Source organism: Parcubacteria group bacterium, assembly GCA_041660065.1.
Classification (GTDB): Bacteria; Patescibacteriota; Minisyncoccia; order Moranbacterales.
Map to the genome: position 1 here is coordinate 326887 of JBAZXC010000001.1, position 13783 is coordinate 340669.

Consider the following 13783-nt stretch of genomic DNA (forward strand, 5'->3'; position numbering starts at 1 on the left):
TTTAACGCAGTGGCGCGCCTTGATCGTTTTCGATCAGAACATCACGGAGATTTTCCAAATCCTCCAAAACAATACCGCAACCGCGCACAACAGCAGTGAGAGGATCTTCCATCATCATCACCGGCATTTTTGTTTCATTGGCGATCAATTTATCCAATCCGCGCGTCAATCCGCCACCACCGGCCAAAACGATTCCCCGTTGCATAATATCAGAAAGTAATTCCGGCGGTGTTTCCTCAATGATCGTCTTGACCGTATTGACGATAATGCGAATGCTACGTGACATTGCATCACGAATATGCTCATCAGTCACCACCACCTCTTTGGGAAGTCCTGTCACGAGATCGCGACCACGCACCTTCACGCGTAATTCCGTCTTTTGCGGATACGCACTGCCTACAGTGATTTTTGTTTCTTCTGCCGTCCGCTCACCAATAAGCAGGTTGAATTCATCACGCATGTAGCGCACGATATCTTCATTCATCTCATCACCCGCCGTACGAAGTGATCGCGCCGCCACAATACCTCCGAGAGAGATCACCGCGATCTCGCTCGTACCACCACCAATATCAACGATCATATTTCCCCCCGCATCTGTCACAGGTAGTCGTGCACCAATCGACGCCGCCATCGGCTCATCGATCAAATATGCCTCTCGTGCGCCGGCATTGATCGCCGCATCGATCACAGCACGCTTCTCCACTTCTGTGACGCCGGATGGAATACCGATAAGCACCCGTGGCCGTGGCAAGATCGAGAATGATTCTTTGTGCACTTTATCAATAAAATATTTCAACATCTGTTCTGTCACATCAAAATCACTCACTACGCCATCTACAAGAGGACGCGTTGCAACAATGTGTCCCGGCGTCTTGCCTACCATGCGTTTTGCTTCCTTACCAATCGCCAAAATTTGTCCTGTACGATTATTGACCGCAACAACAGACGGCTCATTGATCACGATGCCCTTGCCTTGCACATAGATCAGCGTATTTGCCGTACCAAGATCGATCCCAATATCTTTGGAAAGATGTCCAAAAAGCATTCCCGTGAACTTTTGTGATATTTTTTTCAATTTATTAAAAAGTCGAACCATAGTGATTGCATATACAAAATGAGAGATAAAAAAACGCCAGTCATACAACAAACTGTCTCAAAACCCCATTTGTATTTTTATTTTATAAACACCACTTATTCTACAAGAAAAAAGCCCAAACGTCAAAGCTTTTTAAAAAATCCCTCCGCCCGTTGGGCACCTCCCTTTGAAAAAGGGAGATTTAAAAATTTCCTCTTTTGTAAAGAGGCCTGCCTGCCACCTGCCTGCCGGTAGGCAGGGACTGAGGGAGATTTAACCAATTCCGCAATAAAAAAGAAAATATTAGAAAAAATGTCATTGCAAGGAACGAAGCAATCTTAAACTACTGCACCGCTCTTATACGAAAAAATCCCTCCGCCCTATCAGACGCTTCCCTTTTCAAAAGGGAAGACTGTACGCCACGATCAGTCATCCTGAACTTGTTTCAGGATCTAAATCTAAAAAAACTCTGTAACATTTAAAGATTCTGAAACAAGTTCAGAATGACATATTTTAAAATAATATTTCAATTACACCTCAAATTATTTTCGCAGAATCTTCAAAAACGCTTCCGGCGGAATTTCCACACTACCGGATTGTTTCATACGTTTCTTTCCCTTTTTTTGTTTTTCCAATAACTTTCTTTTGCGCGTAATATCACCGCCATAGAGTCCCGCGATCACATCCTTGCGAAATGCACTGATCGTTGCGCGTGCGATCACTTTTGCGCCGATCGTTGCCTGAAGCGCCACGGCAAAGTTTTGTCGCGGAAGTACTTCTTTGAGCTTGTCAACGATTTCTTTGCCGATGTGAAACGCACTTTTTTTCGGTACAATGCGAGAAAACGCATCGATCAATTCCCCGGCAACCATAATGTCCAATTTGATCAGATCGCTCTTGCGATAGCCCGACATTTCGTAATTCATCGATGCATATCCACTTGAAATACTTTTCAGTTGATCATGGAAATCCACGATCACTTCCATAAGCGGTGCATTGAAAGTCAGTTGCACACGGTCCGCATCGATATAATTCGTGTTGACATATTCTGCACGCGTTGTGTTCATGAGCTCCATGATATTTCCCAGATATGTGGACGGTGCAATAATATCCAATTTTGCATATGGCTCATGAATTTCCTCGACAATTGATGCATCCGGCAACTCTGCCGCTGAATAAATATCGATCAGTTCATCAGAATTTTTCTTTCGTATTTTATACACGACACTCGGCGTTGTGATCGTCGGTTGCAGACCGAATTCACGATCCAATCGCGCTTGGATGATCTCCAGATGAAGCAGTCCCAAAAAGCCACAACGAAATCCCCGCCCCAAGGCTTGATTGCTCTCCGGCTCAAAACGAAACGCCCCATCATTGAGTGTGAGTTTATCCATTGCATCCCGCATCACATTGTATTCCCCACCATCCACAGGATAAAAGCTCGCATACACCATCGGTTTGACCACGCGATACCCGGGAAGCTGTACAATGCGATCATAGTTTTTTTCTTTATTGCTCTGTTTCAATGTGACCGTATCACCAACCCTGCACTCCACAACCGTTTTGAACCCCGTGGCGATATAGCCGATATCTCCCATCGTGAGCGTGTCGCATGCATCATATTGCGGACGGAAGTGCCCGAGCTCAACGATACCACTATCTTTTTTTGTCGCCATCATATGAATGTCGTCCCTTTTGGAAATCGCGCCATCCACCACCCGCACATACGCCAAGACACCCTTATACGAATCGTACACGCTGTCAAAGATCAATGCGCGAAAATCAGCATTTTCATTTCCCCGCGGTGCCGGCACACGATCGATCACCACTTTCAATAACTCCTCCACGCCCTCGCCCGTCTTCCCGCTCACAGCCAAAATCTCCTCCTCTTTGCATCCGAGGATATGGATCACTTCTTTCTTTACTTTTTCCACATCCGCATTTGGCAGATCGATCTTGTTGAGCACAGGAATGATCTCCAGATCATGCTCCAATGCAAAATAGAGATTGGTCAATGTCTGCGCTTGCACACCCTGTGACGCATCCACAAGCAAGATCGCACCTTCTACAGCTGCAAGTGATCGTGACACTTCATAGGCGAAATCCACATGTCCCGGCGTATCGATCAAATTCAACGTGTATTCAATTCCTTCCTCTCCCCCTTTCGTAAAGGAGGATCTGGAGGAGGATTTATATGTATATTTCATCTGTACCGGTTGTAATTTGATGGTAATGCCACGCTCTCGCTCCAAGTCCATCCCGTCCAGCATTTGCTCCTTCATCTTGCGCTTCTCCACAGTACCGGTCACTTCCAAAAGACGGTCAGCCAACGTAGACTTCCCATGATCGATATGCGCAATAATACAGAAATTTCGAATATTCTTCATAATAGTTTCAGAGCTACATTACTTATATTATACCAAACAACTAAATACAGCGTCTTTCATCCCTCGAAGCTTTAGCGTAGTGGGACAAAAATTTCTAATTTTTTTCATAAAAAATAGCTTACGTAATTTTGTTAATCTCTCTTAAAAGTGCCTTATCAAAAGTCTGAACATGATAAAACTTTGTCAGATACAGAAGTGAGCAATCAACAAAGGAAAGTTTATTGGTCTTCATTTCTTGAAAGACACTCACTGTCCCGACAAAAAAAACATTGTCCGACAAAATGATTTCTATCTCATTATTATCCAAAGCAAAACGCAAAAATTTATCAGCGGTTTTTTTATTCACCCGCAAAGATAAAACCGAGCAGATCTCCGCCAGTAAATATTCCGGCAGAACAATTTTCTCATCCACATTCTCAAAAATTTCCTTGGCTTTTTTATGCTGATTGTCCGCTTTACTTAAGTAAGCGATCCAAATATTCGAATCTAAAATACGCATACTATTCTAGTAAATTTGTTTGTCAATTTTGCTACTCAAATCTTTATCCTTAACAACAAATTGGATTTTCTTTGCATCGCTTAGACTATACTGCTTATTGGTCGTATCTTTTATAGGCTCTATCCTGAATATGGGTTTAGAGTTTTTGACAACCAAAAAGGACTGTCCGCGAAGGACTTGATCAGAAATCTTTTTGAGATCTTTATATAATTGCTTCACCCCAATAATTTGAGCTTCCATAAAAATAGGTCGACTAATTATCTAACTATAGTTTAACTTTTATGTGGGAAATAGTCAATGATTCAAAGCATCTTCTAGTATTATGTATCTTGTTTTAAATCTCGCCTCCCCCAAATTGCGCTGTGGTAAGTCAAGGTTTAATGATATAATCGAAATAGGTGAATGTTTAAAGTTTTTTGAAAAACGCCCTCTGGGAGATTATCCCAGAGAGCGCAACTGCGATGTGAAAAAAGGTTATTCGACGGGTTGAAAATATCCGGACAGATGATCATATCTGGCTTTTGACCCGTCACTAAATGACAACACGACCGGTTCCGCATCTGTCACTTCAGGATGAACATCTGTTATCTTGCCAAAAAAATATTTCATCTCTTGCCAAGTTTCAGACCCGAATATTCTCGGCTTTGTCTGCTGTTTGATAGTATTCCAAAAAATCGAAAAATCGACCACCTCAACGCTATTATCTTCAACAAACTCACAGAACCTTTCTGCCACTGTTTCCATTTTTACTCCATTGCTCGGTTTGACCACCAACCAAGCCAAGGCATGATTGAAGGAACTAGCCTTAATCCAGAACTTACACTACCATCGTAATTGACTATTATACCAGCTTTTAACAACCGTGTCAAGCCAAAATTCAAATAATTTCAAAAAATGGCTTACATTAAGGAAAATATTTGTAATTTTCATATCTCGTCCACCCAAATTGCGCTGTGATAAAACAAAGTTTAATGATATAATCAAGACAGGTGAATGTTTGAAGTTTTAGCCAATAAACACAGGCGTAACTTCAGATATTCGGAAACGTTATGAAAAATATCGCTTCGCTCATTTTTCATAACGTGCGCGAATATGCGAAGAGGGCTCAGCAATACATCTCATAACAACGGATATGCGGCATATCGCCCAAATTTTCTGAGCCAGCCACCCTTTGGGATGTCTGTCTCAGAAAACTTCGCATATTCGCGCACGTTAGACGAAATAAATTTATTTTATTTTTAAATTCGCTTTTTATAATAAGGAAAAATAAGTTTTTTTTATCTATTTATAGAGGGGGAATAAGGTGTTTTTTCTGCTCTGGGAAGGCTGCAGAAAAAAATTAATTAAAAAACTATGAAATTAATTACAATAAATGGACCATGCGGCATTGGAAAAAGTACTTTATCGGAAAAAATACATGCCAACATGCCACTTTCTTTTCTTTTAGACATTGATGCCCAAAGAAGATTCATAAGTCAATACAGGGAGAAAAAAGAAGAAAGCGGTAAGATAATGATGACTATCTCAAAGGCGATAATTAAAAGTTGCCTAGAAGACGATCGCGATATCATTATTGATAAAATAATGCTTGATAATGATGTTCTTGATTTTTATTATGAAATTGCAAAGATATATGGCGCTGATGTTTATGAAATTATTCTTTGGGCGCCAAAAGAAGTTGTTATGAAACGTGCTAATGAGCGTGGTTGGCGAGAAGGTGGATTATTGACGCCAGAAAAATGCGAAATATTTTGGGATAAAATTGATGTATTAAAAAATACTCGACCTCAGGCACATATTATAAACATTGATAAAATGTCTGAGGATGAAACTTATCTTGAGGTAGCTAAAATACTATAATTTTTTTTAGGCTATGATATATCTAATTGGTGGTCCTCCAAAATGTGGAAAGACGACACTGGCAAAAACATTATCAAAATCATTGGGAATTCCGTGGGTTTCTACTGACACCCTTCAATGTGTGATTAAGCCGTACATGAATGAAAGGGATTTTTCAAAAAAATTTCCTACAAGCTATCAGCGCGGTAAAGATAATGATGAAAAATACTCTAAATTTTCATCGAGGGAAATTATTGAAGCCTATCAACAACAGGCAAAAACTGTTTATGAGGCAGTAGATATGTTCACGGTTTGTGAAATTACTGACGGCAATGATTTTATTATTGAAGGCTATCATGTTGAGCCTGAGCTTGTTGCAAAACTAAACTTGAAATATCCAGAGAAAATTGAGAGTATTTTTCTTGTGAAATCTGACAAGGAAAAATTTATTTGCGATATAAAGAAAAGTACAACCACAAATGATTGGATAATCGCAAGAACAAATAATGAAGAAACTTATCAGAAAATCGCAAACATGATTTGTGAGTACGGAAATTTTTTTGAAAAAGAATCTGAAAAGTACGACTTCAAGGTGTTAAATATGGACAATGATTTTGATAATCAGATCAAGGAGGCAATTAATTATTTAATAACCGCCTAAAATAATTATTATGAATTTTGATTTAAACAACTTAGAAGAGTATTTAAAAGAAAAAATACTACCAGACTTAGAAAATAGTCGCGGTGGTTTTGACAAAATTCACACATTGGAAGTCGTTGATTGGTTAAAGCAGATTATTCGCCACAATCCTGAATTAGAACTAGACGAAACGGTTTTGCTAATTGCGGCGTATGCTCATGATTGGGGTTATGCGGGTCTTTTTAGAGACGGGCAGGTGATGAATTCTGAAATAATTGAGAACGCCAAAAAATTGCACATGGAGTTAGGCGCAAAAAATAATTGAAACCTTGCTGAACAATAATTTTTTCTCTTTTTTGACCGATGCGCAAAAATCGCGTTGCGTTCACCTTGTAGCTGTTCATGACAAGAAGTTTGAAATTAAAGATGTTGACGAAATAATTTTAATGGAAGCTGACGTGTTGAGTGGCTTGGATGTAAATACTGAAAAACCTGTGATAGACGCCAAATCTAATATATATCTCATGAAATCGGCGCTTAATGTAAGAATTCCGAAGTTTATTACTGATTTTAGTAGGAATGAGGCGAAAAAACTGCTCCTAGCTAGAAAAAATTACTATGAGCAAAAAAAGAGAAAGCTAATAAGGAGTTTTGAATTTTTGGCATTCACCCCTGACCCCTCTGCCAAAAATCCAAAACAAAAAAGCTTATTTAATCTATTTAGAATAAAAAGCGAATTTAAAAATAAAATAAATTTACATCGTCTAACAACCCATATCTGGTTACAGAAATTTGCATCAATGACTAATAATAAGGAGTGCAAATTTCTTCCACCCAAATTTTTGCCTTCCCTTTCTTTATATATTACAATAAGGAAGGAAGACAAAAACTTCAGATATGAGTAACGTTATGAAAAATATCGCTTCGCTCATTTTTCATAACGTGCGCGAATATGCGAAGAGGGCTCAGCAATACATAACACTGGATATCAGGTTCCGTAAAAAGAAATTATTATAGTTTTTTGTTAAAAAACGTAATACTAATATCAACGTACTGACATTAGGAGGATTCATTATGAGTCAAGATGGGGATGATAAAATCATCAACGAAGAGTTAGACAGACTTGAATCTGAAGGTAAAGATGTTGATGATCTACGAAAGTTTTTGCTCGATAAAGACAGAGGCAACTCTTTGGTTGATCCAGAGCTAGAAAAATACGGATGCTTTGACTAAGCACAAATGCACAACCAAGCCCTGTTTATGAAAATATATAAACAGGGCTTGAATCTTATTTAAGAACGCTATAATAATTTCTTTTATTCCATTCAAATATTTGATATTATTTATAAATAATATCAGGGGTATCAAAAACTTTTGATACCGAGAAATATTTTGCAATATCCGCTTCACTCATTTTTCATAATACCGAATAGCTGGTTACACAGAAAAAAAATCACAAATATCCTTTCATTTTTAAATAGCCCTTTTTTGAAATTCTTTGAAAAAAGTCCCCAGCAGAAATAGAATCTGCCAGGGACAAGACGTGGGCTTGCGCGCTGTTCACAAAAAAACAGAACGCAGTTCGCCAAATGTGTTTGATCCGCTGCTTGACGACACTGATGAAAGAACGATCGGAATGAAGATGGGGAGTAACTGCGACATTGGCGTTACATACACCATCGCTTCAGCAGGCACAAAATGTGGCAAGACAGTAACGTTGATAATTGCTACCAACGTGTTCCAAACCGCAATCACGAGAAATATTTGTCTCATATAACCCTCCTTGTATAGTATGTCAGCAGGAAATCCACTGAACCGTGCATCGTAGCATATTTCAAAGCTTTTGTCCATAGGCGTTTCAAAAAATTTAAAATAAAGACTTATGATAAGGAAAATATTTGCAATTTTCATATCTCGCTCACCCACGTTGCGCTTTGGTAAATCAATGCTTGGTGATATAATCAAAATAATTGGATATTGAAGTTTTGGCCGATATGCACAGGTGCAACTTCAGATATTTGAAAACGTCAATTGAAATTTAATCATCAAACATGAACAACATTAGAAATAAAAGCATATCTGCAGGTATTAAGATAGAAAAAATGACCAGAAAAGATCTGCCTATTCTATTTCATTTTGGCAAAGATCAGTGGAAAAAGTCTGATTGGCTTACTATGGAATATTTGCGCTCTTCATTCGAACAGAGCGGCCCTAGTTATGTGGCAAAAATTGGAGATGATGTGGTTGGCGGCGTGATCTTTGTATATGAAGACATCGTGAGGAACTGGATCCGATATCTGATCATCAATAAAAAATTCCGAAGACAAGGGGTTGGGACAGCGTTGCTCCAAAAGATCTTTGAACAAATGAAGTCTGGCGAGAGCATTTTTGTCGATACGGGCGTCAGCGATAAAGATGCGATCAACTTCTATGAAAAATGCGGCTTCAAAAATCGCGGAATGGTCAAGAGCCTCTATGGAAACGAGCCGGCCTATTTTCTAGAAAAGACGTTCAATTGAATTTCAAACGAAATTTTTGGCAATATTACACAACAAAAATACGTATTAGCCGAGACGCATTAATTTACTGCTATGGAGATGATAAAACATTTTACTGCCACTACTTATGTTGTGCACGAAAAGAAAGTGCTTTTGCATTTTCACAAGAAACTTCACATGTGGCTGGCAATTGGTGGTCACATCGAGGACAATGAACTTCCCGAGGAAGCTGCCTTACGAGAAATAGCTGAAGAAACCGGTTTGATCGCAACCCTTTATGATCCGGATGGACAAATTGGCGTTAGTGATGTTGAGCAATTAATTCGCCCGATGCATATCTTGCTTGAAGATATTGGCGGGACGCATAAACATATTGACCTTATCTACTATGCGAGAACTGAGTCCGATGTATTAAATCCGCAAGACGGAGAGACCGCCAACATAAAATGGTTCACAACTGATGACATACAAAACCTTGATGCGCCGGAAAATGTAAAGACACTTTCTTTAGCAGCAATTCTTCTTTTATGCCCTACCGATTAACATTATACAAAAAATAAAAAGGTCTTTCATGATACTAATGAAAAACCTTTGTGAATCGTAAGGATCGTCACCTAAATGTTAAAAATATTTTTGGTAAGAATTCAGTGTTGTGCCGATATCTCGCGCTTCCCGAAGATACGCATAAATGCTGGGAAGTTTGAATCCCGGAATGTCCATACTTTCTTCCCCCACTTTGATCTGATACAACGTTTTGCTATCGACACACAATGCTGCCAGTTCCGTTAAGAATTCTTCGATCTTTTCCACTGCAATGGCACACCCATGACCATTGATGCCATACAAATGCACTTCTGCGCTACCGTTTTTCGTCGCAACCATCATGACCGCCGGTGGAGTATCTCCTTCACTTAAAAACTTGATCGCATCTGAAATATCCATATTCTTCTCCTTCTTCTGTTGAATGATCTCGCTATTTTTCGACTATTGCAGTCGTCACGAAAATATCGTCGATTGACATGCATATTATGCCACAGCCTGACTCTCAAGGAACTTTTGAATATTGACGTCCCATGCGCTGTTTACCCTCGGACAACCATGTTCACATCGAATAACCTTGTCAGGATTTTTTTGCTTTTCCGATGCACATGCCGGACAGACTACCGACCGACAGATTATCCTGACGTTTGCAAATGCGGGATCCAAATCTGCAATTATTTTTGGAAGACCATCCTTCACCTCATCCATCGTAGCCGCTAAGAATACCTCTTTGGGACCATCAATCGTCTTGCCACAAAACTGCACGTATTCCGCCGATGAAGCCTCGGGGAAATTCTGAACGATCTTCAAAAACTCATCTGAGACTGCCACAACCTCAAACCACATTATAGATGATTTCATGCTCTGCCTCCTTTTTATGAAAATAACTGTATATTTGCAAACGTTAATATAGTATAGGCAAAAAAGTAATGAAAAGTCAATAAAATAATGTGACCGTGGCCAATTTGTGTTTGACTGCACCATCAAACCCTGATACTGTGCTTATAAAGTTCTTTAACCATATTAACAACATTTCAGCAAATTCCACGGAAAAGAGGAGTCATTATGGGACCATTGCTTATTGAAAACATACAGGAAATCGTCGAGAAATACCCTTTCCCCAAAATTCACAGAATTCTTGCATGTCTTATCGTCGCCTTATTGAAGATCAGACATCATCCCAACTACCTATCGGAAAGCATAGAAGCGACAACAATTGCAAAAAGAGGCATGACCAAGGTCTTGCGAGATCTTGATCATGCGATGCGAGTTGAATTCGAAATGAAAATATTTGCAATCATTCAAATCATGGCCCTTTTTGCAGAATTAAAAGACGGTGACGTTGATGCGATCAATCAGTATTGCGAAAAGATCACACCGACCAGCGAGGAAACATTGAAAGGTTTTATGCGCAACCATTTTAATGCTGACCTTAAGATCGACCCCGTCTATTCGGACAGTGACTTTGCAATTCAATTGGCAATTCTTGAGACAATGTCAGGACTTTATGACGAGAAATTTGTCTTGTGTCCATCAGAAAAAATTACGGATGAGATAATCACTCAGACGATCATCGATTTCTTCGCAAACAAAGGATTTTCGTTGTACAAAAAAAGCAATCATTTTGTACTCATGAAAAAAGATGACGAGCTGATCAACATTGTTTTTTCAAATTATGACGACTCTATTCATATCACAGTAGAAAATGTCAGCTGATCTTTGTCGTTTAGACCATCCTTGCGGAGCAGGCACGTAGCCTTCTCCGCATTTTTATTTATATCCCAAAAAACCCTTCGAAAAAATGGCATTCAATGTTATGCTATTATTAGCAAACGAGTAAATTTTAATCATGCATCATTATGCGAACAGAATTAAAAGAGGATGAAAAAGTTTTTTTGATCATACGCCGGCATTGGCTCATTCTCATGTTGCCGATCACGATCGCAATCATTGGCCTCGTCATTGGCTTTTTCTTCAGAGGTTATTGGCTCATTGTTCCCATCCTTCCACTTTGTTATTTGCTCTATCGCGTGATCGAGAGACGAAATGATCTCTGGGCAGTGACAAACTTACGCGTTATTGATGAGTATGGTGTTTTCACATTGAACTCCAAAGAGAGTCCTCTGGACAAGATCAACAACGTCAGTTACAGCCAATCCATATGGGGCAGACTCCTCGGCTATGGCAATGTACAGATCCAGACAGCCGCAGAGGTCGGAGCAAGCACATACGAACAAGTAGAAAAACCGCAAAAGTTAAAAGACGCGATCACAGAGATGCAGGAGGAATACAAGAAAACGCAGATATCTGCACAAGCACAGGAATTGGCAAAAGCAATTGCGCATAATTCACAAGATCACGATAATAGCGATATCACACACGAGATCGAAAAGATCTTTGCATTGAAACAAAAAGGAATGATCACCGAACAGGAATTCATTGATGCAAAAAAGAAACTGCTTGATCTCTAATAAACACAAAAAAAGGAGCATGTTGCAAACACGCTCCTGCAAAATCAACTTTAATTAAAGAATCGGACATCCCCACATTGTGCCGGCACATGAACAGCCAAAATAGCTGTCTCTTTCATGATTTCCGGGAAACTCACATTTAACAACGACATTACTACATTCTTTACATCGCCAGAAATACATGATATTTCCATCCTTGCCGACGAGCTTTATACCCTCTTCATCAGGTATTGTGTCTTTGCTGTTATAGCGCCACACGACAAAACGATGCGCCCACCCATTTGGCGAGTAATCCTTTGCATCCAGAACATCGAGAAATTTGCTTTTGAGAAATTCGCGAATATCCCTCATGTTAGGCGTCACATCCGCAGGACATAAAACTTTTAAAAAAGCTCTGCCAGTACTCATTATTGCCTCCCTCTCGTAATATTTTGGGTTAAAAAACTTAGACAAAGTTAAACATGTTTTTTTTAACATGTCAACAAACATGCTCTCTCAAAGATTCCCATGATCCTGAGCTATTTTACGATTATTTTTACAAAAAAGTGTTTACCGATCTTCATCACTTTGCCATTATCATCAGCGGTCAATACGCAGTTACTGTCAGTAACCTTTTCCCCGTCGATCGACACGCCACCTTGTGCGATCTTCCGTCGTGCGTCACCTTTACTTTCCGCACCGCCACAGGAAACCATGTAATCCACAAGACTCATTAAAACACTGCACGCGCACTCTTGCACATCTTCGGGAATTTCTTTTTTGGAAAATGTGTTGATGAAATATTCCTGCGCTTTTTGCGCCGCATCCTCTCCATGAAAGATCCGCACCAGTTCATGTGCCAGTAGGATCTTTGCATCGCGCGGATTTTCCATTTGCATATACTCCTCCACTTTTTCCATGTCTATACGCGTACACCCGACAAAAAGCGGTCGCAACATGCCATCCGATTGCGCCATGATCGCGCCAAAGAGGTCTTGAGCACTTAGATCGAGAAATACCCCCGTACTGTTTGACTTGGACATAAGCGTGCCCGTTTTTTCATCGGCGATCAGTGTTGTCGCGATCACAAATTTATCTTTCCCTTTCAATTTTTGCATCAATGTCCGTCCGGCAAGCGCGTTAAAGATCTGATCCGTTCCACAGAGCTCCACATCCACATCCATCGCCACACTATCATAGCCCTGCATCAGCGGATACAAAAACTCATGGAGATAAATCGGGCGCTCCTCTTGTATGCGCTTGTCAAACATATCGCGCTCAAGCATTTGTTGCACCGTGAAATTACTTGCGAGTTCCAACGCTTCCGCAAAATTCAACTTGCCGAGCCATGCGGAATTATATCTGATCTGAAACGGGTTTTCTTTATCGTCAAAATCTGCGATATTTTTTACCTGATCTTTCCACAGTGCAAAATTCTCTTGCACTTGCTCAGGTGTTTGTTTGACGCGCGCAGATGATTTGTCCGTTGGGTCGCCGATCATACCAGTAAAATCACCAATGAGAAAGATCACCTCATGCCCCAGATTGCGTAAATCCTCCAATACCATGAGCCCTTGTGCGTGCCCCAAATGCAATGATTTTGCCGTTGGATCAAACCCCATATAAAAACGCATCTTTTTGCCAGAAAGCAATTGATCACGAAATTCCTGCTTGGTCGGGAAAAACTGCGACAGCACCCCGCGATCAAGAATACGATCAACCTGTGCCTCGATATCTTTATTTTTCATAATTTTTCACGTAAAATTAGCCAATATATACTCTCATACTACCAATTTACCACTGGAACTACAAGTATTGACAATTTGTCTTTTTTGTGATATAATCGGCGGTTAGT

General features: G+C 39.9%; 19 protein-coding genes. 9 read left to right on the forward strand and 10 right to left on the reverse strand.

Going from position 1 to position 13783, the window contains the following annotated elements; genetic code table 11:
* Window position 1: 1 nt before the first annotated feature.
* The 5 genes from WC819_01615 to WC819_01635 all read right to left on the reverse strand — a co-directional run bounded on the left by WC819_01615 (window position 2) and on the right by WC819_01635 (window position 4705).
* Window positions 2-1045: a rod shape-determining protein gene (locus WC819_01615; GenBank protein MFA5986028.1), complete on the reverse strand. Its 1044-nt coding sequence runs from the start codon at window positions 1043-1045 to the stop codon at window positions 2-4.
* Window positions 1046-1617: 572 nt separating this feature from the next.
* A complete protein-coding gene (gene lepA, locus WC819_01620) occupies window positions 1618-3462 on the reverse strand; it encodes a translation elongation factor 4 (GenBank protein MFA5986029.1) in 1845 nt (614 codons plus the stop codon).
* A 118-nt stretch (window positions 3463-3580) separates the two neighbouring features.
* Entirely contained in the window at window positions 3581-3961 is a 381-nt protein-coding gene (locus tag WC819_01625; protein MFA5986030.1) for a type II toxin-antitoxin system VapC family toxin, read from the reverse strand.
* Between the two features lie 6 nt (window positions 3962-3967).
* Entirely contained in the window at window positions 3968-4201 is a 234-nt protein-coding gene (locus tag WC819_01630) for a hypothetical protein (protein MFA5986031.1), read from the reverse strand.
* 234 nt (window positions 4202-4435) lie between these two features.
* Window positions 4436-4705: a hypothetical protein gene (locus tag WC819_01635; GenBank protein ID MFA5986032.1), complete on the reverse strand. Its 270-nt coding sequence runs from the start codon at window positions 4703-4705 to the stop codon at window positions 4436-4438.
* A gap of 609 nt (window positions 4706-5314) precedes the next feature.
* On the opposite strand from WC819_01635, the gene WC819_01640 reads away from it, so the two are divergent.
* The 5 genes from WC819_01640 to WC819_01660 all read left to right on the forward strand — a co-directional run bounded on the left by WC819_01640 (window position 5315) and on the right by WC819_01660 (window position 7673).
* Window positions 5315-5821: an AAA family ATPase gene (locus WC819_01640; GenBank protein ID MFA5986033.1), complete on the forward strand. Its 507-nt coding sequence runs from the start codon at window positions 5315-5317 to the stop codon at window positions 5819-5821.
* Window positions 5822-5834: 13 nt separating this feature from the next.
* Window positions 5835-6461, forward strand: a complete 627-nt coding sequence (locus tag WC819_01645; GenBank protein MFA5986034.1) for an AAA family ATPase — start codon at window positions 5835-5837, stop codon at window positions 6459-6461.
* Between the two features lie 10 nt (window positions 6462-6471).
* Complete coding sequence (locus WC819_01650) at window positions 6472-6765, forward strand: HD domain-containing protein (protein MFA5986035.1); 294 nt, start codon at window positions 6472-6474, stop codon at window positions 6763-6765.
* Between the two features lie 31 nt (window positions 6766-6796).
* Window positions 6797-7345: a hypothetical protein gene (locus WC819_01655; protein ID MFA5986036.1), complete on the forward strand. Its 549-nt coding sequence runs from the start codon at window positions 6797-6799 to the stop codon at window positions 7343-7345.
* 169 nt (window positions 7346-7514) lie between these two features.
* The gene (locus tag WC819_01660; GenBank protein ID MFA5986037.1) at window positions 7515-7673 is read left to right on the forward strand and encodes a hypothetical protein; all 159 of its coding nucleotides are present in this window, start codon (window positions 7515-7517) and stop codon (window positions 7671-7673) included.
* Window positions 7674-8000: 327 nt separating this feature from the next.
* On the opposite strand, the gene WC819_01665 is transcribed toward WC819_01660, so the two are convergent.
* Entirely contained in the window at window positions 8001-8213 is a 213-nt protein-coding gene (locus WC819_01665; protein ID MFA5986038.1) for a hypothetical protein, read from the reverse strand.
* A 278-nt stretch (window positions 8214-8491) separates the two neighbouring features.
* On the opposite strand from WC819_01665, the gene WC819_01670 reads away from it, so the two are divergent.
* Together WC819_01670 and WC819_01675 are read left to right on the forward strand one after the other, a co-directional pair.
* Window positions 8492-8959, forward strand: a complete 468-nt coding sequence (locus WC819_01670) for a GNAT family N-acetyltransferase (protein MFA5986039.1) — start codon at window positions 8492-8494, stop codon at window positions 8957-8959.
* Window positions 8960-9031: 72 nt separating this feature from the next.
* Complete coding sequence (locus tag WC819_01675) at window positions 9032-9481, forward strand: NUDIX domain-containing protein (GenBank protein ID MFA5986040.1); 450 nt, start codon at window positions 9032-9034, stop codon at window positions 9479-9481.
* Between the two features lie 78 nt (window positions 9482-9559).
* On the opposite strand, the gene WC819_01680 is transcribed toward WC819_01675, so the two are convergent.
* Together WC819_01680 and WC819_01685 are read right to left on the reverse strand one after the other, a co-directional pair.
* Entirely contained in the window at window positions 9560-9880 is a 321-nt protein-coding gene (locus tag WC819_01680; GenBank protein MFA5986041.1) for a hypothetical protein, read from the reverse strand.
* An 84-nt stretch (window positions 9881-9964) separates the two neighbouring features.
* A complete protein-coding gene (locus WC819_01685) occupies window positions 9965-10339 on the reverse strand; it encodes a hypothetical protein (protein MFA5986042.1) in 375 nt (124 codons plus the stop codon).
* Between the two features lie 204 nt (window positions 10340-10543).
* Here WC819_01685 and WC819_01690 point away from each other — a divergent pair, with 204 nt between their 5' ends.
* Both WC819_01690 and WC819_01695 read left to right on the forward strand, forming a co-directional pair.
* Window positions 10544-11194 carry a hypothetical protein gene (locus WC819_01690; GenBank protein MFA5986043.1) on the forward strand — a complete coding sequence of 217 codons (651 nt, stop codon included), beginning with the start codon at window positions 10544-10546 and terminating at the stop codon, window positions 11192-11194.
* A 143-nt stretch (window positions 11195-11337) separates the two neighbouring features.
* A complete protein-coding gene (locus WC819_01695) occupies window positions 11338-11949 on the forward strand; it encodes a PH domain-containing protein (protein MFA5986044.1) in 612 nt (203 codons plus the stop codon).
* Between the two features lie 54 nt (window positions 11950-12003).
* Here WC819_01695 and WC819_01700 read toward each other — a convergent pair whose 3' ends face one another.
* Together WC819_01700 and tyrS are read right to left on the reverse strand one after the other, a co-directional pair.
* A complete protein-coding gene (locus WC819_01700; GenBank protein MFA5986045.1) occupies window positions 12004-12357 on the reverse strand; it encodes a hypothetical protein in 354 nt (117 codons plus the stop codon).
* 110 nt (window positions 12358-12467) lie between these two features.
* Entirely contained in the window at window positions 12468-13676 is a 1209-nt protein-coding gene (tyrS, locus tag WC819_01705) for a tyrosine--tRNA ligase (GenBank protein MFA5986046.1), read from the reverse strand.
* Window positions 13677-13783 lie beyond the last annotated feature (107 nt).